This is a genomic window from Mycobacterium rhizamassiliense (assembly GCF_900157375.1).
GTDB classification, from domain to species: Bacteria; Actinomycetota; Actinomycetes; order Mycobacteriales; family Mycobacteriaceae; genus Mycobacterium; species Mycobacterium rhizamassiliense.
Map to the genome: position 1 here is coordinate 5,472,846 of NZ_LT721901.1, position 18,185 is coordinate 5,491,030.

Below are 18,185 nucleotides of genomic sequence, written 5' to 3' on the forward strand. Positions count from 1 at the left end.
GCGTCAAGACTTTCTTCCGTTAGAAATGGGCGCGGACGTGGACAGCACCCCACCTTTGGAACGTGATGCCGCCGGGATCGGCGCCCTCGCCGACCCGGTGCGCCGCCAGCTCTATCAATTCGTGTGCGCCCAACGGGATCCGGTGAGCCGCGACAAGGCCGCCGACGCCCTCGACATCCCCCACCACCAAGCCAAGTTTCACCTCGACCGGCTCACCGCCGATGGCCTGTTGGAAGCCGATTACGCGCGCCTGGCGGGCCGATCCGGGCCCGGGGCCGGACGGACGTCCAAGCTCTACCGCAGGGCCGGCCGCGACATCGCGGTCAGCCTGCCGCAACGGGAATACGAACTGGCCGGGCGGCTGATGGCCCAGGCCATCGCGCAGTCGGCCGGCACCGACGAGCCGGCCGTCGAGGTGCTCAACCGGCTGGCCCACGACTACGGCTACGCGATTGGCAGCGGCGACCGGCGGCCCGCCGACCCGGGGGCTGCGCTGGAGCGGACGGTCGAGCTGCTGAGCAGGCACGGCTACGAGCCACGCGCCGCCGACGGCGAGGTCGAGTTGGCCAATTGCCCGTTCCACGCGCTGGCCGCCGAACAGACGGAGCTGGCGTGCCACATGAACCACGCGCTGATCTCCGGGGTGTCCAAGGCCCAGGCACCGCACGGTCCCGAGGTTCGGCTCTGCCCGGGGCCGGACAGGTGTTGTGTCGTGCTGACCGCCGGTGGTCGCACGCACCGGCGAAACGGCTAGGAACCCCAGCCGCTGAGCAGCTTTTCGGCGCCCGCGCACATCTGCTCGATGACCTCGCCCACCGACGCATCGTCGCGGATCATGCCGACGCCCTGCCCGGCATCGACGGGGGCGATGCTGCGGTCGTCGGCGGCGATCGACGCGGCGAGCTCGTCGCAGGCCGACGGGTCGAGCGCCTCTTCGTTGCCCGACCAGCGCGTGACGAAGTCATTGGCCAACACGCGCGAGGGGAACCGAGCCGGCCAGGGCAGACCCTCGGCGACGTCGAAAGCGCGCGTGACGGCGGTGTCGGTGGACTGCGCCGCGATCAGCGCCTGGCGGCTGCCTTCGCCGGTCAGCGCTTCCGGGCACGCCGCCAGCCTGGTGCCCACCCACGCCCCGCTGGCACCGGCGGCCAGCACGGCGGCCAGGGTGCGTGCCGACGCGACGCCGCCACCGGCGAGCACCGGCACCGACACGACGTCGAGCACGGCGTCCAGCACCGGCAGCGTGCCCAGGGCGGCGTCCCCGTGACCGCCACCCTCGGACCCGCGCGCGACCAGGATGTCGACGCCCGCATCCGCGGCCTGCCGCGCCCCCAGCCCGTCGTATACCTGTGTGGCAGTGGCGATTCCGGCCTCATGTGCCTTGTCGACCCAGGAGAAGTCGGTGCCGAAACTCACCGACAGCAGACCGGGACCCGCGGCCAGGGCGTCCTCCAGCAGGCCCTCCTCGTTGCGCATCACCCAGTCCACCAAGCCGATTCCGAATTTCCCGCGCACGTGCCGCAGCTGGGCCCGCAGCAGCTCGCGCGTGGCCACACTGCCCATACCGACCATGCCCAAGCCGCCCGCGGCGGTGACCGCGGCCGCCAACCGGCCGCCGGCAACCCCGCCCATCGGGGCGTTGAGGATGGGTACTGGCAGGCCGAAACTTCTCGACCAGGGCGTGGCTAGCATCGCAGCTAATGGGATTGGGACGGAATGCTCTTCAACACGGTCAGCATGACCACCGAATCCTCAACTGCCGCAAGGGCATGCCGCTCGGGCGGGATCGCGACGTAGTCGCCGGTCTTGCCGTCCCAGGAATCGCCGTTGGTCGTCAGGCGCACGTGACCGCGCAGCACCTGCAGCGTCGCCTCACCCGGGCTGTCGTGTTCGGACAGGTCGTGGCCGGCCAGCAGTGCCAGCACGGTCTGCCGCAGTTCGTGGGCGTGACCGCCGTGGATCGTGTGCGCGGCGCGACCGCTGTGGGACTTCGCCGCCTCGGCGAGCTTTTCGTCGGCCAGGCCGCTCAGGGATATCGAGTCCATAGTGAGTCTCCTTGGTGTGTAGGTGGGCCGTTGGGAGTCTCAGACGGTCAATAGCAGTATCCCCGCCGCGATCAGCGCCGCCACCTTGACCACCTCTAGACCAACGTAGACGTAGTGCACCCGGGAGCGGGGCCCGTCGTTGCCGGCTAGCACCTGGTCCGAACGGCGGGTCAGCCGTGGGCGCACCGCGATCAGCTGGATGGCCAGCATGACGAAGGCGACGGCAAACGCCACGGCGATCCGCGCCGGCGTCGGCCCGGACAGCAGGATCGCCAGCAGCACCAGAGCGAAAACGACCTCCACCGTGTTCAGCGCGCGGAACACCAGTCGCCCGATGCCGAGCCCGATCTGCAGCGTCACGTTGGGCGCGCGAAACTTCAGCGGCGCCTCCAGGAACGAGATGGCCAACACCATGCCGAGCCAGACGAAGGTGACAGCGACGGCGATCGCCGATGCGGTGCTCACTTGCCCACTGCTTCCAGCTTGAGGTGCGTCAAACACAGATCGGGCTCGGCAAAGGCGTCGAGGCGGTCCACCGCGACCGGGGCGTCCCACGTCTCCAGCGCCCCCTGCATCAGCCCGAGATGGATGGGGCACACGACGCTGGTGCGGTTTTCGGCCAGTTCCAGAAACGGGCAGTGCCGCAAGCCGATCTGCTGCTGCCCGTCGAATCGCCTGCGCTCGGGGGCGAAGCCGAGCTCGTCGAGCACATCGACGAGGCGGCCGATGACTTTGTCGGGGTTCGCGGCGTCGCGCGGCGACGGCTTCGGCCGCGGGTCCAGCGTCCGGCCCCAGGCCCGCCCGGCGGCCAGCGCCTTGGCGCGCGGATCCTTCTCGGCGGCGAACGCCTGCACCAGAATCTCGGCCAGCAGGCGATAGCGCCGCGCCCCGCCGCGATCCATCTGGCGGACCGCCCCGAACAACAGCGGCGGCCGCCCCGGACCCTTGCGGCCCGACTCGACCTGTTCCACCTGGCCGTCGCCGACCAGGCTGTCGAGGTGAAAGCGCACGGTGTTCGGGTGCACGCCCAGCACGTCGGCGATCGCGGCGATGGTCATGGGGTCGACCGACGCGCGCAGCACGCGCAGTACCTCGCGGCGGCGACCGGCGGTTTCCCCGCTGGACGAGACCTCGGACGTCACGTACCCCTCACCCTCCCTCAGCGCCTTCGGCCCTGGGCTCGGCCGCCACCAGTGGCGTGTCGACGCCCAGCGCACCGAGCTTGCCTGCCCCGCCCGGAGAACCCAGGGGGCCATCGCGCCCCGGCAGCGTTTCGGTGAAGAAGGCCGCGTTGTCGTCCAGATACGGCTGGAGCTCCTCGGGCAGGTCGTCTTCGTAGTAAATCGCATCGACGGGACAAACCGGTTCGCACGCGCCGCAATCGACGCATTCGTCGGGGTGGATGTAGAGCGCCCGGCCACCCTCGTAGATGCAGTCCACCGGACACTCGTCCACGCAGGCCCGGTCCATCACGTCGATGCATGGCTTCCCGATCACGTACGTCATGCGCTACAGTTTACACAATAGAGTTTGTGAAAACTATGAAGGGCGGGAAACCCGTGGCCGACAACGAACTTGACGTCCGGCAGCTGCCTAAGCCGGACAAACACCCGACGATTTTCACGACGTATGCCGCGCTGGCGGTGGGCGAATCGTTCGTCTTGGTGAACAACCACGATCCCAAGCACCTGCGCGCGGAGTTCGACGCCGACCACCCCGCCAGCTACGGCTGGGAGTACCTGGAAAAGGGCCCCGTCTGGCGGATTCGGATCAGCAAGCTCACCTCCACCCCCCTGCCCCGCGTGCTGGCCAACACCGTGGACCTGACCGCGACATCCGGGCCGGACGCGACCGGGGCCGTCTGGAGGCTCGAAGCCCGCGAGCGCGACCTGGATTCGAACGTCATCGCGCTGCCGGCCGGCGGCCGCATCGACTCGCACGCCGGACCCGATCTGGACGTCTTGATCCATGTGCTGTCCGGCAGCGGCGGCCTGACCACCGAAACCGGCACCGTGCACCTGTCCCCCGGTGCCCTGCTGTGGCTGCCCAGGCGGTCAAAACGCCAGTTCACCGCGGGTCCGGATGGGCTAAGGTATTTAACCGTGCATCAACGTCGGCAAGCGCTCGTCCTGGAGGCCGCCAAACCCGTTGCGCGGCAGGCAGTCTGATGGGCGCACAGCGAGCCGGCGCACCGGGCCCCATGTCGAATCGCTCCGACGAGTCCGTCGCGGGCCATTGGCTGCTCGCGCGGCTCGGCAAGCGGGTGCTGCGCCCCGGCGGCGTCGAACTCACCCGCACCCTGCTTGCCCGCGCCGAACTGGCCGACGCCGACGTGCTCGAGCTGGCGCCCGGCCTGGGCCGCACCGCCGGCGAGATCCTGGCCCGCGGGCCGCGGTCCTACGTCGGGGCCGAGGCCGATCCCGACGCGGCGAACACGGTGCGCGGTGTCCTCGCCGACCGCGGGGCCAAGGACGGAACCGTGCGGGTCACCGACGCCGCCGATACCGGATTGCCCGACGGCAGCCGCGACGTGGTGGTCGGAGAGGCGATGCTGACGATGCAGGGCGACGCGGCCAAGCACGCCATCGTCGCCGAGGCGGCGCGGGTGCTGCGGCCGGGGGGTCGCTACGCGATCCACGAGCTCGCGCTGACGCCCGACGACGTCCCCGAGGAGATAGGCAGCGAGATCCGCCAGTCGCTGGCCCGGTCGATCAAGGTGAACGCCCGCCCGCTGACCATCGCCGAATGGTCGCAGCTGTTGACCGAGCACGGACTGGAGGTCGACCAGGTCGCGACCGCGCCGATGGCGCTGCTGCAGCCGCGGCGAATGATCGCCGACGAGGGGCTGTTCGGCGCCCTGCGGTTCGCCAAAAACGTTGCGCTGCATCGTGATGCGCGCAAGCGGGTGTTGGCGATGCGCCAGACGTTCCGCAAGCATCGCGACCGGCTGGCCGCGGTCGCGATCGTCGCCCGCAAACCCGGCTGACATTTTCGCGACGCAGACTTGGCTCCTTTCCGCAATGCTGGCGTGATAAAACAACGGCCGGTTCTGACGTAGGTTGACTGCGGCGAATCGTGGCCGAACAAAAGGAGCATGCGGCTTATGCGGGATGGCGCGGACGTTGTTCATCGAGGCTGACATAGATACTTTCGCGCGGGATTTCCTGGATTCGCCGTATGCCGGCCCTATTTATGCCGACTGGCCGCTGGACCGGCGGCTGCACGCCTTCCTGCGGCGGCTGGGGTCCGACGACGGTGACCTCTGCAATGACGTGCTGAATCGCATAATGGCGTGCCGGGGCCTGGCGGCGGGTTCCCCCATCGCTCGCTGACACCGAAGCCGCGGCACCCGCGAGAGTCGACAGGACGGTCGACTGCGTCAACAAACTCGTCGATAATTCTCGACAAACCGTCGAACTTAATCGACATTATCGTTGGACTTAATCAACAATTTGCCTGGCATATGTCGACGGGCCCATACAGTATCTGGCGTGTCCGACCGCCCGGTGCCACGCGGCTACGTGCAGGCCTCTCGCGGCCGCCGTTCGTCGCATCATTCCGGTGACCACCGCGAGCAAGCGATCCTGGCCACCGCCGAGCGGCTGCTGCAGGAGCGGCCGCTGGCCGACTTCTCGGTGGACGACTTGGCCAAAGGGGCGGGTATCTCCCGCCCCACTTTTTACTTCTACTTCCAGTCCAAGAACGCGGTGCTGCTGTCGCTGCTGGACCAGATGAACACCAAGGCGCACACCACGCTCAAGCTGCTGCGCGGCAAGCTATCCGGCGATCCCGCGGTGCTGTGGCGCAGCCGCATCGAGGCGTTCTTCGAGGTATCGGGTTCGCACCGGGCGGTCGCCGTCGCGGGCGCCGCGGCCAAAGCCACCAACCCCGAGGTCCGGCAGTCGTGGTCGACGCTGATGCAGCGGTGGATCTCGTTCACCACGTTGGCCATCAAGACCGAGCGCGAGCGCGGCGTCGCGCCCAATACCGTTCCGGCCGAGGATCTTTCGGTCGCATTGAACATGCTGAGCGAGCGGCTGATGGCCGCGACGTTCACCTCCGAGGAAGGGTCGATCGCCGAGGACCGCGTGATCGATGCGCTGGTCCACATCTGGTTGGCCAGCATCTACGAGGACGGTCAGGTCGCGGCCGACACTCGAAACCTGTTGCGGCAAGCCCGGTTCGTCGCGCCGGGTTGATCGCTCAGAACCCGCGGACCAGCGCCGCGCGCCCCTTGGTGCGCAGCTTGTGCAGCGCCGAGCCGCGGTACTGCTCGATCTTGTCGTTCATCTTGTTGCCAAGGTCCTCGAGCTCCGCGTCGGTGATCTTCACCGGCGGGGGCGCGGGAATCATGTCGCGCTCCTCCTCGTCGGCGTGCGCCTCCAGCACGGTCTTGAAGGAGTTCCACTCGTCTTCGTAGCCCCGCGCCGTCTGCGGGGTCTTGAGCAGCACCGAAAGCTGGTCGATCACCTGGCGGTGTTCCGCGTGGGCCACGGCGATCAGCTTGGTCGCGGCACCGAGCGCCGGGTAGTACAGGTCGTCCTCGATGCGGAAGTGGATGTCGAGCTCGATCAGCAGGTCGTCGAACAGCGCATGGCGCTCCTCGCTGTTGACCGGCGCGTCGCTGATCTTGCGACCGAGGCCCTTGATCACCACATGGTGGTCTTTCAACACGTCGTACGCGTTCATTTGCCTGCTCCGTTTCCAACGTTTCCGATCGCGGTCCCCCGGCCGGGAGTGGGATGCTCGTCGCCGCGGACCTCGACGACACCGTCGATGACCCGCGCCTCGTAATACGGCAGCGGAGCTGCCGCGGGCCCACGCACCACCTGACCCGAATCGGTCGCGAACCACGAACCGTGCCAAGGACATACGAGCCGGCCGCGATCGACCCAGCCGTCGGCCATCGGGGCCGCCAGATGCGGGCAGAACTCGCCGAAAGCGGAGACCTCGCCGGGTTTGGTCTGACACACCACCAGCCCCACTCCGTCGACCTCGACCCGCACCGGCTTGCCGTTCAGCGAGCTGGCCGGCAAGACGGGAGTCCACTCGGTGGTGCGCAGCCGCTGGCCCGACTGGTCGATGCCGATCCCGGACTCGAAGACCAGCGCCCCGCCCAGGTAGCTGCCACCGACCGTGATCGCATAGCCAAGCGCGGTCAGCGCAATCCCGCGGCCGTGACGTCCCTTGTGACGGTCCCACCAGGACTGCGCGTACAGCGCGGTCGCGGCCAGGTTGACCACGCCGTGCACCAGGCCCACTCGCCGGTCTTCCTCGTGGGTGTGCTGCCAGTCGGTGGCGCCGGTGATGGCCGAGCCGATGCTGGCCAGGATCCCCACCCCGAGGGACCGCGCGGCGAACCGGGACGCGTCGACGACCTCTGATTTGGGTTGGCCGGGCAGCAGGCTCAGCGCATCCAGCGCGACCGTCGTGCCGAGCGCCCCGCTCGTCAGGGAGGCCAGCGGAGGGTGCACCGGGTGTCCGAGCCAGACGCCGTTGAGCGCGTTGGTGACCGTGTTGCGGGCCCGGCCCAGGCTGTTGTAGCCGAAACTCAGCAGGTGCTCGAGCCGATAGCTGGGCCGGTCCAGCCATTCCTGCCGCCCGATCGCGGATACCACTTGTCGTCCTACTTTCTGGAATCGACTGCCGGCAGACCGGTCAACCATGGACAACAGTCCTTCCCCTAAAGAGATGACGGGCGCAGGCGCACCTTGGGTTCATTCACCGCGCGTCAGATCGCACTCACATGGGCTGAGAGGGCTCTGTGAACAACGTAACCGCGCCCCCTGTAGCCGTAACTGAGCGCCGCCTGTGAATTCGCTCGTAGAATCCTCCCAGGACGCTGTCCACCCGGCCTCGATCAGGATTCCCCGCCTTCGGGCCGACTAACCGTCGCGGAACGGTCACATGTTGGTATCCGTCGGCGACACTCGACGCATGTGTAACGGGATCGTGATGCGGCGAACTTAACCTCAACAGGTACTTGGCCCAATGTCGTTCTGGGCCGCCTTAATTGGCCGCAGATTCAGGAGCACCCGCGTGACCGAATTGGATCGGCGGCGGTTCCTGGTCGCATTGGCCGCAACGGTGGCGGCCGGCGGGCTCGCGTCGCACTCCACTGCGCATGCGGACGTGCAAGGGTCCGCGCCCGGTCCGATCGTTCCGACGCCGCCGAAGCTGTTGCCGCCGCCGGGCCCCGGCTCGCGGGTCGCGCTCCCCGGCGGCACGGTGCTCAAGACGCTGCCCGGCGACGGTGATCTGCTGGCGTGGACGGTCGACGACGGTGTCGACACCGAAGTCGTGCGGCTGTACACCAAGTTCGCCAAGGACACCGGCGTACGGCTCACGTATTTCGTCACCGCGGCCTATCGCTCCTGGACCGAAAACGCCGCCGCGATCCGGCCGCTGGTGGATTCGGGGCAGATTCAGCTGGCCAACCACACCTGGACGCACGCCGACCTGACCAGGCTGTCGTCGGGCCAGGTCGCCCAGGAACTCAAGAGCACCGACGCGTTTCTGCGGAATACCTACGGCGTGGACGCCACACCGTATTTCCGGCCGCCCTACGGCCACCACAACGCCACCGTCGACGGGGTCGCCGCCGATCTCGGCTACCGGGTACCGACACTGTGGCACGGCGACTTACGCGACTCCGCCCTGATTTCCGAAGCCGAGATCGTCAGCATGGCGTCTGCGTCCTTCACCCCGCAGAACGTGGTGATCGGGCACCTCAACCACACGCCCGTCACCCGCGTGTACGGGCAGCTGGTGGACATCATCCGGGCACGGCGGCTGCGCACCGTCACGCTCAACGACGTCTTCCTGCGACCCGAAAGTTCGCACCCCGCTTCAAGATCCGCCGGATGATCGCCAGTTATCTTATGTGACTTGGGCTTTGGCCCAGCGGTAGTCGGCCTTGCCGGACGGTGACCGTTGCAGCCGGTCGCGAAAGACCACCTCTTTCGGCAGTTTGTATCGCGCGAGATGACGCGCGGCCTCGGCGATGATGCTGTCGGCATCCGCCTGCTGCCCCTGCCGCAACTGCACGACCGCGACCACTTCGTTGCCCCACCGCTCGCTGGGACGGCCGGTCACCACGACGTCGTAGACGGCCGCGTGTTCGGCGATCGCGGCCTCGACCTCCTCGGCGAAGATCTTCTCGCCGCCGGAGTTGATGGTGACCGCGTCGCGGCCCAGCAGCTCGATCTCGCCGTCGGCGGCCCAGCGGGCACGGTCCCCCGGCACCGAATGCCGGATCCCCTCGATCACCGGGAACGTCCGCGCGGTTTTCTCCGGATCGCCCAGGTACCCCAGCGGTATCAGGCCCTGTTGGGCCAGCCAGCCGATCTCGTCGTCGCCCGGCGCCAGGATGCGGGTCAGGTCCTCGCTGACCACCACGGCCCCGGGATTCGGCGCGAACCGGCCGCTCGCGCTCTGCCCGCGGCTGGAGACCTGCCCCATCTGGGAGCCCGACTCCGACGAACCGCCGGCGTCCAGGATCGTCAGCTGCGGCAGCAGCTCGACGAACCGCTGCTTGAGCGGCGCGCTCAGCGCGGCCCCGCCGGTGACCAGGATCAGCAGTCCGGACAGGTCGTAGTCGCCGGACTCGAGCTCGTCGACCAGCGGCCGCCCGAAGGCGTCGCCGACGATGGACATCGACACCACCCGCTCGCGGCTGGCCAGCGCCCACGCCTCGGCCGGGTCGAAGTGGGTTGTCGTCGGCGCCATCACGAACGGCCGCCCGCCACACAGGTTGATGAATGCCGCCCATTGCGCCGCACCGTGCATCATCGGCGCACACGTCATCGACCCCGGGCCGTCGGCACGCGATCGCTCGGCCACCTCGTCCAGGCTGGCCACCACCTCGCCGGTGCCGTAGGTCCGCCCGCCCATGGCGTTGACGAAGATGTCGTGCTGGCGCCACAGCACCGCCTTCGGCATCCCGGTGGTGCCGCCGGTGTAGAGCACGTACAGGTCGTCCGGCGACGGCGTCAGGTCCAGCGGCTCGTCGGACACCGAGGCCAGCAGTTCCTCGTAGCGCACCGCCCCGGGCAGCGGTTCGTTGCCGGAGCCGTCGTCGACGTGGATCAGCCGCACCGCCTGCAGCTGGCCCTTCTGCAGCGCCTCGGCCAGCGTCGGGGCGAACCGCGCCTGATACATCACCGCGTCCGCGCCGGCGTTGTCGAGCAGGTACACCAGTTCGTCGGCGACGTAGCGGTAGTTCACGTTGAACGGGGCGACCCGCGCCAGGTAGGCACCGAGCATGCCCTCGATGTATTCGTTGCAATTGGCCATGTACAGCCCGAGGTGGCTTTGGCCGGATTCGTGGGGCGCCAACTCCGAACGTTCGCGATGCGCGCCGAAACCCCACGCGTTCAACGCGCGTGCGAATCGGCGGGCGCGTTCCTCAGTTTGCGCGTAGGTGAACCGTTGGTGTCCAAAGACAATGCAATCGCGTTCCGGGTTTGCCGACGCAACCGCCGAGAACACTTGGGCGAGATTGAATTCCACTGCACTCCTCAGAAAAACCTGCCCGGGAAAGGCTCGGCGAGATTTACGCTACAACAGCGTTTCGCGGCAGATGTCACGCATTCGAATTCGGATCGCGGTTAGTCTCGGGGTCGTGTACGGAGCCAGTCAGCCCGGATACCGCCGATACGTCGCCCTGGGCGACAGCCAGACCGAGGGCCTATGGGACGGCGACGAGACCACCGGTCTCCTCGGGTTCGCCGACCGCCTCGCCGTGCTGCTCGATTCGCTGCATCCCGGATTGCAATACGCCAACCTCGCGGTCCGGGGCAAGCTGCTGGGCGACGTGCTCAGAGAGCAGATCCCCGAGGCGCTCGCGATGGAGCCGGATCTGATCACGGTGTGCGCCGGGATGAACGACGTCATCCAGCCCGGGCGAAACTTCGGCCGCGCCCTGGCCGAGCTCGATTTCCTCTATGCGACGCTCGCCGATACGGGCGCGACGGTGGTGACGACGACCTTTCCGAACGTCGCACAATTCCTGCCCTTGGGCTGGATCGTGTCCAAGCGGCTGGCCCGCATCAACATCGCGATCCGCGCGGCCGCCGCGCGCTATGGCTTTCCGCTCGTCGACCTGTACAACGCGGCGTCGATGCGCGACTGGGACACGTGGAGCTACGACCGCGTTCATGCGTCACCCAAGGGACACATCTTGTTCGCCGCCGCGGCCGCCGAAGCCCTGAATCTGCCTGACAGCAACCATGATTGGGCCCAGCCGCATCCCGATCCCACGCAGTTGTCGATGACGGCGGGCGCCTACGGAAAGCTGCGCTGGACGCAGGACAACTTCTTCCCGTGGGTGTGGCGGCGGATGCGCGGCATGTCGTCGGCCGACGGCCGGTACGCCAAGCGCCCGCAGTTGGAACCCGTCTGCGCGCGAACCGACGACGTTGTGGCGCGGGGCGCGCAGCCGTGAGGCATTCTTAACCCCATGAATGTGCAGGCTTTGCTGCAGTCGATCCCGCCACTCGCGGTCTACCTTGTGGTCGGCGGTGTGATCGGCGTCGAAAGCCTGGGCGTTCCGTTGCCCGGGGAGATCATGTTAGTCAGCGCGGCGCTGATGTCCTCCCACCACGAGCTGGCCGTCAACCCCGTGGGCGTCGGCGTCGCCGCCATCATCGGCGCGGTGGTCGGCGATTCGATCGGTTACTCCATCGGGCGCCGTTTCGGCCTGCCGCTCTTCGACAAGCTGGGCCAGAAATTTCCGAAGCACTTCGGTCCGGGACACGTGATGCTCGCCGAAAAGTTGTTCAACCGCTGGGGAATTCGGGCCGTGTTCTTCGGCCGCTTCATCGCGCTGCTGCGGATCTTCGCCGGCCCGCTGGCCGGCGCGCTGAAGATGCATTACCGACGGTTCCTGGCCGCCAATGTCTCGGGCGCCATCTGCTGGGCGGGCGGCACCACCGCGCTGATCTATTACGCGGGGATGGCCGCCGAACGCTGGCTGCAGGACTTCAGCTGGATTGCGCTCGTCATCGCGGTGATAGTCGGTGGCATCGCCACATTCGTGCTGCGCGAACGCACCTCGCGCGCGATCGCCGAACTCGAAGCCGAGCATGCCCGCAAAACCGGGGACGCCGCGGCCGACGCCGTGTGACGCGGCCTAGCTGACGGCCTCACCCGAGTCGGCCAGCGTCTCGGGCCGATGCTCCTCGATGAGACCGAGGGCCATCTTCTTGGCGCGCAGCGCGGAATCGAGGTCCCCCACCGCCGCCAGGACGATGGCGCCCTTCATCAGGATGTGCCAGGACGAGGCGAAGTCCTCGACGTCGGTCAGCCCCGCGGCGAGGGCCCGGGTGCGCACAATGTCGCGGACGTGGCCGATGTGCGTGACGCAGGCCTGCCCGGCCGGATGGTCGGCGCCCAACTCGAGCAGGACGTTGATGAACGAGCAGCCCTCGTACCCGTCGCGGAGCTGAAACCAGTCGTGCAGCACGTCGAAGATCGCCAGCAGGCGCTCCTCGGGTGTATCGCCCCGCTGTTCGGACTGCGCCTCGATCAAGCCGTGGGTCCACAGCTCTTCGCGCCGCTCGAGAACGGCCAGTACGAGGTCGTTCTTCGTTGCGAAATGGCGGTACAGCGTGGCCTTGGCGACCCCGGCGCGCAAGATCACCTCGTCGGTGCCGACGGCGCGTATCCCACGCCTGCTGAACAGCTCATATGCGGCATTCAAGATGCGTTCGCGCGCAGCAGGTACCGGCTGTGCGACATCCGAAGTTGTCATAGCAAGACTTACCGTACTCTTAGGCGGCCTATGTAGACAGACCGCCCTGTCTCGTTATACAAATGAGATTCGCACTTTGCGAATTGTCTGTCTTCAGCACACAGGACGGGCCAGTGATCGCGGTGTCCCAAGACGCCGGATTAGGAGTCCACTCATGAGCCTGGTAGCTGAACCCACCCCCTACATGCATAGCCCGCCCCTGATGCTGAGCACGCGACTGCTCTACGAACTCGGCGACCCGAACAGCACGCTGCGGGCCACCACCGACCGCCGCGACGGTGCCGTGGTCATCAGCGCCGGCGGCGAGATCGACGCCTGCAACGAGCGCACCTGGCGCAACCTGGTCGCCGAGGCGGCCGGCATCGCATCCGCCCCCGGGCCGCTGGTGGTCGACGTGACCGGTATCGACTTCATGGCCTGCTGCGCGTTTTCCGTGTTGGCCGACGAGGCGCGACGGTGTCGCGACCGCGGCGTCGAGGTGCGCCTGGTCACCTACCAGCCGATCGTGACCCGAATCGTCGACGCCTGCGGGCTCGGTCGGGTGCTGCCCATCTATCCCACCGTGGACTCCGCGCTCGCGCGCTAGGCGTCCTCAGAAGCGTTGGGCCAGAGTCGTTTTCCCTGGACCGCTCAATTGACTGAGCGCATCGGGGCGTGCGGCCATCACCATCAGCAACGCCTCGGCGGGGCCGGTTACCTCCGTGCCCTGCCCGTGGGTCCACTCCAGATCAGTCGCGATCAGCCGCACGCCGCGGGTGCGCCGGGCGCCCCGCACCGCGGGCACGGTCAGCGCGTAGTCCAGCACGGCCCGCAGCCGCTGCGGCGGGATGGCTCGCGGGATGCCCAGCGGCCGCCGGATGTCCTGCTGGTGGATCATGCCGTCCACTAAGGCGATCATGCCGCCGAAGCCGGCGGTCAGGCCACGCGGCGGGATGCAGGCCCGCATCAGCTCGGTCAGTTGACCGGGCGTTCGGCCGGCGTACTCCGTGACGCCAATCTCGTTGGCACGACTAGGCATAAAGCCGGCCCGCGCCATCCGTCGCGCCACCGCCCACGGTGTGAGCTCGTCGTAGCTGACCACGTGGGCAGCGACGTCGCGCACCCGCCAACGCTCGCAGAGGCTGGCCTGTTCCCACTGTCCCGGTGCTAGCTGGCTGAGCAGATCGGCGAAGTCTTGACGCTCTTCACACGCCATCTCCATCGTGGTCACCGCAGCCCTCCCCTGGGATTTGCCGTGTACGCCCATCCATTCGACTCCAATTGCCTCGGCGACACCAGCACTGGACGGCGAAGTGCGTCCAAGGCGACGAGTGTGTATCGGCGGCGTTGAGTGTGCACCCAGGGCGACGACACGCCGAGAAACCCCGCCGTCAGCGCACGCTCAACGCCAGGAACGCACGCCCGGCGTCACACCGACAGCAGCCGATAGAGCCCGATCAGGCCGACGACGACGATCGCGTAGCGCAAGACGTTCGGCGACAGCGCGCGACCGTATCGCGCCCCGACCCATCCCCCGATCAGCGAGCTCACCGCGATGATCCCCGCGACCGACCAGCTGATCCGATCGAAGGCGACCAACGTATAGCCCAGCGCCGCAACCATATTCACCACCAACGCCAGCAGATTCTTGGCGGCGTTCATGCGCTGCAGCGACTCGGGCAGCAGGGCGCCCATCACCCCGACCAGCAAGATGCCCTGCGCCGCGGTGAAGTAGCCGCCGTAGACGCCGACGGCGAAGGTGCCGACGACCAGCAACACCTTGCGCCCCGGCGTCACGTGTTCGGGGTGACGGCCGGCCTCCTCGGCTTTCCGGCGCGCCCACGACTGAATCCGCGGCCCGATCACCACCAGCACCAGGGCCAGCACCAGCAGCGCCGGCACGACGTCGGCGAACACCTTCTCCGGCAGATGCAGCAGCAGATACGCCCCCAGCACGGCGCCCAGCAGAGAGGCCGGAATCTGCCAGCGCAACCGATCCCACTGGCCGTGCAGCTCGGCGCGGTAACCCCAGGTGGCCGTCACACCGCCGGCCACCAGACCGACCGCGTTCGACATCGTCGCGGTCACCGGCGGATAGCCGAGGGCAACCAGGGTCGGAAATGTGATCAGAGTGCCGGATCCGACGAGCGCGTTGATCGCACCGGCAACCAACCCGGCCAGGCCGATCAGGAAAATATGGGAAGGCGACACCACCCGACACTAGTCCGCCGGATCCCAAGCACGCCGGGTGATTTCGGCCACGGCGCGGGGTGTTACTCGGGGAATCCGAACAGCGCGACCACGCCGTGATCGCGGCCGGCAGTGTAGCCGCCGTCGACGGCGATGGCCTGGCCGCTGACGAACGACGCGTCGAGCGACAACAGAAACGCCGCCATGGCACCGACTTCCTCGGGCCGGCCGAGCCGTTGCAGGGCGTGCTCCTTGGTGATGGAGGCCAGCGGCCCCTCCATCCCGGGCAGGCCGAAGACGTTTTGGGCCATCGGGGTGTCGATGAAGCCGGGACAGATGACGTTCGCGCGGATGCCGCTCGGTCCGTAGTCGAGCGCAATGTTCTTGGTGAGCAGGACCACCCCGCCCTTGGCGGCGTTGTAGGAGCTGCCGCCCGCGGTGCCTTCCAGGCCCTCGATGCTGGCGACGGTCACGATCGAGCCCCGCTCGCCGTCGACGCGGTCCTGCTCGATCATCTTGGCCAGCGCCGCCTTGGCCACCAGGAACGTGCCGGTGAGGTTGGTCCCGATCACGCGCTCCCATTCGGCGCGATCGAGCAGGTGGACCGGCCCGCCGCCGGCGACACCGGCCGCGTGGAAGACGCCGTCGAGGCGGCCGGGCACCGCGGCCATGACGGCGGCGATGGCGTCCTCGTCGGTGACATCGGCGGTGACGAAGTGGAAGTCGGGGCCCAGGTCGGGCGGGGATGCCAGGTCGGCGCCGATGACGGTGCCGCCTTCGGCCAGCAGGCGCTGCGCGGCGGCCAGGCCAATGCCCGATGCCGCGCCCGTCACGACGAAGGTGCGGGAACGAGCGCGATCGGCATCCACCATGTCTGACTCCTTTGTCGGTTTGCCGCAGCCATGTTGACACACGGCATGGTCACGGGTCATGGACAGCGTGGCCGCGGACCAGTGAAATGGATGGATGACGAACCCGCCCGAAAACACCAGCACGCCCCGCCGCTGGCGGCCGGTCGCCGTCGCGGCGGCGATCGCCCTCACCGGCGCCGCTCTGAGCCAACCAGCGGCGATGGCATTCCCGCTGAAGGATTCCATCGGCATCGCGCAGGGCGTCTCGATCACGCCCGCGCCCGGCTGGACGCTCGGAAACCGGGGCGGCGACTGGGTGGCCCTCAACAACGCCGACACCAGCGCGCAGATGCGAGTGACCGTCAAACCAGCGGGCGGGACCGACCCGGTCGCCGTCCTGCAGGCCGACATAAACCAGTACACCAACGGCGCGTCGGCCATCTTGGGCAACGTGCGCAACCTCACCGGACCCGACGCACATCCGGTGCAGGGCAACAATTTTCAGCAGCAGGCGTCCATCGACTACACGGCCGACGTGGTAACCCCGCAGGGCACCATCCCGGTGATCGGCACCTTCACTGAGCTGCTGAACACCTCGAACGGCCGGTCGGCGTTCGTCGACTTCAGGCAGGACGGCAACGCGACCACCCGCGCCGACAACGAGGGCGGAATGATGGTCACTTCCATGCTCTGACCCTCCCCGGACTAAACCGCGGGCCGCCGTCGCCCGACCAAACCCGACCGCGTATCAACGACAGGGGAACCGTCACCAACCAGCGGAGGGGCAATGCCTTCAGCCGAGGCCGCGACCGGCACCACCGAGACACTCGTCGGGATGGTCGAACGCCATGTGCAGAACCGGCCCGATGACGTAGCGATTCGCTTCGGTGAGCAGCAGTGGTCCTGGTCGCAGTGGGCGCAACGGATCCAGCGGACCGCAGGCGCGCTGCAGGCCGCGGGCGTCGGCCGCGGCGACTGTGTGGCGTTCCTGGACAAGAACCATCCGGCGTGTTTGGAGACCTTCGTTGCCGCGTCGTCGATCGGCGCGGTGGCGACCATCGTCAACTGGCGAATCCTCGGCGACGAACTCGCCCACGTGCTCAACGACAGCGGCGCACGCCTGCTTCTCGTCGGGCCGGAGCTGCAACCGGCCGTCGAGGGCATCCGGAGCAGGCTGCCGGGCCTACAACGCGTCGTCGTGGTGGGCGGCGACCAGGACGAGTGGGAATCCCTGCTCGAGGCGGCCGCGCCCGTCGGCACCGACCCGGACGTCAGCGACAACGAGGCCGCCCTGACGATCTACAGCTCGGGTACCACCGGGCGCCCCAAGGGCGTGCAGTTGACCCAGCGCGCGCTGGTCAACCACATCGTGAATCTGGCCTCGCCCATGCCGTTCGCCGACGGGGACGCGAACTTGGTCGCCATGCCGTTGTTCCACGTGGGTGGGATCGCCTACGCGTTCTTCGGAATCCGGGCCGGCGCCCCGACGTTCCTGACCCGCGAGCCCGACGCGGCGACTCTGATCAGCGCGGTGAAAGCCGGTGCGACACATGCCTTTTTCGTACCGCCGATCATCGCCCGGTTCCTGGACGCCGGGGAGGCCGGCACGAGCGCCCTGGCCGGGTTGCGCTACCTGGTGTACGGGGCGGCCCCCATGCCGCTGCCGTTGCTGCAGCAGGCGCTCGCGGCGTGGCCCGAGATGAACTTCGTGCAGGTGTACGGGCAGACCGAATTGTGCGGCGGCATCGCGACATTGAGCGCCGAGGACCATCGTGACAGCCGCCGGCCCCAGCTGTTGGTGTCGGCCGGAAAAGCCGCGCCGGGCAACGAAGTTCGCATTGTCGATCCCGAATCCGGCGACAAGCTGCCCGCCGACGAGGCCGGCGAGATCTGGGTGCGCAGCGACCAGCGGATGATCGGCTACCTCAACCGTCCCGAGGCGACGGCCGAGACGATCACCGCCGAGGACTGGGTGCGCACCGGCGACATCGGGCGCGTTGACGCCGAGGGCTACCTCTACATCGAGGACCGGCTCAAGGACATGATCATCACCGGCGGCGAGAACGTGTACGGCCCCGAGGTGGAAAGCGTGCTGATCGAACACCCCGCCGTCACCGACGCCGCGATCATCGGGATCCCCGACGACCACTGGGGCGAATCGGTCAAGGCGATCGTCGTCGCCACCGGCCAGATCGAGGCCCGCGACATCATCGACTTCTGCCGCGAGCACCTCGCCAGCTACAAATGCCCGCGGACCGTCGACTTCGCCGCCGAACTCCCCCGCAACGCCAGCGGAAAGATCCTGAAAAACCAGCTCCGCGAACCGTATTGGAAGGACCGCGGCCGCCGGGTATGAGGCCTGCCAAC

The 18,185-nt window shown here is 68.0% G+C and carries 23 protein-coding genes; 11 read left to right on the top strand and 12 right to left on the bottom strand.

All coding sequences use genetic code 11. The annotated features are described in order from the left end of the window. Positions 1–37 precede the first annotated feature (37 nt). Entirely contained in the window at positions 38–754 is a 717-nt protein-coding gene (locus MRAB57_RS25800) for a helix-turn-helix transcriptional regulator (RefSeq protein WP_245836009.1), read from the top strand. Here the strand turns inward: MRAB57_RS25800 and MRAB57_RS25805 are convergent. From MRAB57_RS25805 to fdxA, 5 genes are read right to left on the bottom strand one after another with little or no spacing between them, the layout of a single operon-like run. Further along, on the bottom strand, positions 751–1,692 hold the full coding sequence (locus tag MRAB57_RS25805; RefSeq protein WP_077089869.1) for an NAD(P)H-dependent flavin oxidoreductase: 942 nt from the start codon (positions 1,690–1,692) through the stop codon (positions 751–753). The genes MRAB57_RS25800 and MRAB57_RS25805 overlap by 4 nt on opposite strands. A gap of 5 nt (positions 1,693–1,697) precedes the next feature. Then, positions 1,698–2,045, bottom strand: coding sequence for a cupin domain-containing protein (locus MRAB57_RS25810; RefSeq protein WP_077089870.1), 348 nt, complete (start codon positions 2,043–2,045; stop codon positions 1,698–1,700). 39 nt (positions 2,046–2,084) lie between these two features. Then, the gene (locus MRAB57_RS25815; RefSeq protein ID WP_077089871.1) at positions 2,085–2,510 is read right to left on the bottom strand and encodes a hypothetical protein; all 426 of its coding nucleotides are present in this window, start codon (positions 2,508–2,510) and stop codon (positions 2,085–2,087) included. Further along, positions 2,507–3,187 (bottom strand): helix-turn-helix transcriptional regulator, encoded by a 681-nt coding sequence (locus tag MRAB57_RS25820; RefSeq protein WP_245836011.1) that lies wholly within the window; start codon positions 3,185–3,187, stop codon positions 2,507–2,509. Before MRAB57_RS25820 ends, MRAB57_RS25815 begins: the two co-directional genes overlap by 4 nt. Before the next feature lie 7 nt (positions 3,188–3,194). Then, positions 3,195–3,551, bottom strand: coding sequence for a ferredoxin (gene fdxA / locus MRAB57_RS25825; protein WP_077089872.1), 357 nt, complete (start codon positions 3,549–3,551; stop codon positions 3,195–3,197). Between the two features lie 53 nt (positions 3,552–3,604). On the opposite strand from fdxA, the gene MRAB57_RS25830 reads away from it, so the two are divergent. The 4 genes from MRAB57_RS25830 (at position 3,605) to MRAB57_RS25845 (ending at position 6,244) form a co-directional block, all read left to right on the top strand. Continuing rightward, on the top strand, positions 3,605–4,213 hold the full coding sequence (locus MRAB57_RS25830; protein WP_077090866.1) for a DUF2249 domain-containing protein: 609 nt from the start codon (positions 3,605–3,607) through the stop codon (positions 4,211–4,213). Further along, complete coding sequence (locus MRAB57_RS25835) at positions 4,213–5,031, top strand: class I SAM-dependent methyltransferase (protein ID WP_077089873.1); 819 nt, start codon at positions 4,213–4,215, stop codon at positions 5,029–5,031. Before MRAB57_RS25830 ends, MRAB57_RS25835 begins: the two co-directional genes overlap by 1 nt. 124 nt (positions 5,032–5,155) lie before the next feature. Next, positions 5,156–5,377 (top strand): hypothetical protein, encoded by a 222-nt coding sequence (locus MRAB57_RS25840; protein WP_077089874.1) that lies wholly within the window; start codon positions 5,156–5,158, stop codon positions 5,375–5,377. Positions 5,378–5,536: 159 nt separating this feature from the next. Beyond that, positions 5,537–6,244 (top strand): TetR/AcrR family transcriptional regulator, encoded by a 708-nt coding sequence (locus MRAB57_RS25845; RefSeq protein ID WP_077089875.1) that lies wholly within the window; start codon positions 5,537–5,539, stop codon positions 6,242–6,244. Between the two features lie 4 nt (positions 6,245–6,248). On the opposite strand, the gene MRAB57_RS25850 is transcribed toward MRAB57_RS25845, so the two are convergent. Both MRAB57_RS25850 and MRAB57_RS25855 read right to left on the bottom strand, forming a co-directional pair. Then, entirely contained in the window at positions 6,249–6,734 is a 486-nt protein-coding gene (locus tag MRAB57_RS25850) for a hemerythrin domain-containing protein (protein ID WP_077089876.1), read from the bottom strand. Beyond that, a complete protein-coding gene (locus MRAB57_RS25855) occupies positions 6,731–7,711 on the bottom strand; it encodes a Rieske (2Fe-2S) protein (RefSeq protein ID WP_077089877.1) in 981 nt (326 codons plus the stop codon). Before MRAB57_RS25855 ends, MRAB57_RS25850 begins: the two co-directional genes overlap by 4 nt. A 382-nt stretch (positions 7,712–8,093) precedes the next feature. Here MRAB57_RS25855 and MRAB57_RS25860 point away from each other — a divergent pair, with 382 nt between their 5' ends. After that, complete coding sequence (locus tag MRAB57_RS25860; protein WP_077090867.1) at positions 8,094–8,912, top strand: polysaccharide deacetylase family protein; 819 nt, start codon at positions 8,094–8,096, stop codon at positions 8,910–8,912. 12 nt (positions 8,913–8,924) lie between these two features. On the opposite strand, the gene MRAB57_RS25865 is transcribed toward MRAB57_RS25860, so the two are convergent. Continuing rightward, positions 8,925–10,556, bottom strand: coding sequence for an acyl-CoA synthetase (locus MRAB57_RS25865; RefSeq protein ID WP_077089878.1), 1,632 nt, complete (start codon positions 10,554–10,556; stop codon positions 8,925–8,927). A gap of 70 nt (positions 10,557–10,626) precedes the next feature. On the opposite strand from MRAB57_RS25865, the gene MRAB57_RS25870 reads away from it, so the two are divergent. Both MRAB57_RS25870 and MRAB57_RS25875 read left to right on the top strand, forming a co-directional pair. Continuing rightward, positions 10,627–11,490, top strand: coding sequence for an SGNH/GDSL hydrolase family protein (locus MRAB57_RS25870; RefSeq protein WP_077089879.1), 864 nt, complete (start codon positions 10,627–10,629; stop codon positions 11,488–11,490). 15 nt (positions 11,491–11,505) lie between these two features. After that, positions 11,506–12,171, top strand: a complete 666-nt coding sequence (locus tag MRAB57_RS25875; protein WP_077089880.1) for a DedA family protein — start codon at positions 11,506–11,508, stop codon at positions 12,169–12,171. Positions 12,172–12,177: 6 nt separating this feature from the next. Here the strand turns inward: MRAB57_RS25875 and MRAB57_RS25880 are convergent, their stop codons facing one another. Next, positions 12,178–12,798, bottom strand: a complete 621-nt coding sequence (locus MRAB57_RS25880) for a TetR/AcrR family transcriptional regulator (protein ID WP_077089881.1) — start codon at positions 12,796–12,798, stop codon at positions 12,178–12,180. Positions 12,799–12,952: 154 nt separating this feature from the next. Between MRAB57_RS25880 and MRAB57_RS25885 the strand changes: the two genes are divergently transcribed. Then, positions 12,953–13,384: an anti-sigma factor antagonist gene (locus tag MRAB57_RS25885; RefSeq protein WP_281254395.1), complete on the top strand. Its 432-nt coding sequence runs from the start codon at positions 12,953–12,955 to the stop codon at positions 13,382–13,384. Positions 13,385–13,390: 6 nt separating this feature from the next. Here the strand turns inward: MRAB57_RS25885 and MRAB57_RS25890 are convergent, their stop codons facing one another. From MRAB57_RS25890 to MRAB57_RS25900, 3 genes are all read right to left on the bottom strand, one after another. Then, a complete protein-coding gene (locus MRAB57_RS25890; protein ID WP_077090868.1) occupies positions 13,391–13,999 on the bottom strand; it encodes a maleylpyruvate isomerase family mycothiol-dependent enzyme in 609 nt (202 codons plus the stop codon). Between the two features lie 206 nt (positions 14,000–14,205). Continuing rightward, positions 14,206–14,988 (bottom strand): sulfite exporter TauE/SafE family protein, encoded by a 783-nt coding sequence (locus MRAB57_RS25895; RefSeq protein ID WP_077090869.1) that lies wholly within the window; start codon positions 14,986–14,988, stop codon positions 14,206–14,208. A 62-nt stretch (positions 14,989–15,050) separates the two neighbouring features. After that, positions 15,051–15,839 (bottom strand): SDR family NAD(P)-dependent oxidoreductase, encoded by a 789-nt coding sequence (locus tag MRAB57_RS25900; protein ID WP_077090870.1) that lies wholly within the window; start codon positions 15,837–15,839, stop codon positions 15,051–15,053. A gap of 199 nt (positions 15,840–16,038) precedes the next feature. Here MRAB57_RS25900 and MRAB57_RS25905 point away from each other — a divergent pair, with 199 nt between their 5' ends. Together MRAB57_RS25905 and MRAB57_RS25910 are read left to right on the top strand one after the other, a co-directional pair. Continuing rightward, entirely contained in the window at positions 16,039–16,512 is a 474-nt protein-coding gene (locus MRAB57_RS25905) for a hypothetical protein (protein ID WP_077089883.1), read from the top strand. 93 nt (positions 16,513–16,605) lie between these two features. Continuing rightward, the gene (locus MRAB57_RS25910; protein WP_077089884.1) at positions 16,606–18,174 is read left to right on the top strand and encodes a long-chain-fatty-acid--CoA ligase; all 1,569 of its coding nucleotides are present in this window, start codon (positions 16,606–16,608) and stop codon (positions 18,172–18,174) included. Positions 18,175–18,185: the final 11 nt, after the last annotated feature.

What these genes read in the sequence shown, in the direction of transcription:
- MRAB57_RS25910 (WP_077089884.1), top strand. Translation starts at nt 16,606, where the DNA reads ATGCCTTCAGCCGAGGCCGCGACCGGCACCACCGAGACACTCGTCGGG.
- MRAB57_RS25840 (WP_077089874.1), top strand. Translation starts at nt 5,156, where the DNA reads ATGGCGCGGACGTTGTTCATCGAGGCTGACATAGATACTTTCGCGCGG.
- MRAB57_RS25850 (WP_077089876.1), bottom strand. Translation starts at nt 6,734, where the DNA reads ATGAACGCGTACGACGTGTTGAAAGACCACCATGTGGTGATCAAGGGC.
- MRAB57_RS25875 (WP_077089880.1), top strand. Translation starts at nt 11,506, where the DNA reads ATGAATGTGCAGGCTTTGCTGCAGTCGATCCCGCCACTCGCGGTCTAC.
- MRAB57_RS25870 (WP_077089879.1), top strand. Translation starts at nt 10,627, where the DNA reads ATGTCACGCATTCGAATTCGGATCGCGGTTAGTCTCGGGGTCGTGTAC.
- MRAB57_RS25905 (WP_077089883.1), top strand. Translation starts at nt 16,039, where the DNA reads ATGGCATTCCCGCTGAAGGATTCCATCGGCATCGCGCAGGGCGTCTCG.
- MRAB57_RS25890 (WP_077090868.1), bottom strand. Translation starts at nt 13,999, where the DNA reads ATGGAGATGGCGTGTGAAGAGCGTCAAGACTTCGCCGATCTGCTCAGC.
- MRAB57_RS25835 (WP_077089873.1), top strand. Translation starts at nt 4,213, where the DNA reads ATGGGCGCACAGCGAGCCGGCGCACCGGGCCCCATGTCGAATCGCTCC.
- fdxA (WP_077089872.1), bottom strand. Translation starts at nt 3,551, where the DNA reads ATGACGTACGTGATCGGGAAGCCATGCATCGACGTGATGGACCGGGCC.
- MRAB57_RS25900 (WP_077090870.1), bottom strand. Translation starts at nt 15,839, where the DNA reads ATGGTGGATGCCGATCGCGCTCGTTCCCGCACCTTCGTCGTGACGGGC.
- MRAB57_RS25805 (WP_077089869.1), bottom strand. Translation starts at nt 1,692, where the DNA reads ATGCTAGCCACGCCCTGGTCGAGAAGTTTCGGCCTGCCAGTACCCATC.
- MRAB57_RS25880 (WP_077089881.1), bottom strand. Translation starts at nt 12,798, where the DNA reads ATGACAACTTCGGATGTCGCACAGCCGGTACCTGCTGCGCGCGAACGC.
- MRAB57_RS25885 (WP_281254395.1), top strand. Translation starts at nt 12,953, where the DNA reads ATGAGCCTGGTAGCTGAACCCACCCCCTACATGCATAGCCCGCCCCTG.
- MRAB57_RS25855 (WP_077089877.1), bottom strand. Translation starts at nt 7,711, where the DNA reads ATGGTTGACCGGTCTGCCGGCAGTCGATTCCAGAAAGTAGGACGACAA.
- MRAB57_RS25810 (WP_077089870.1), bottom strand. Translation starts at nt 2,045, where the DNA reads ATGGACTCGATATCCCTGAGCGGCCTGGCCGACGAAAAGCTCGCCGAG.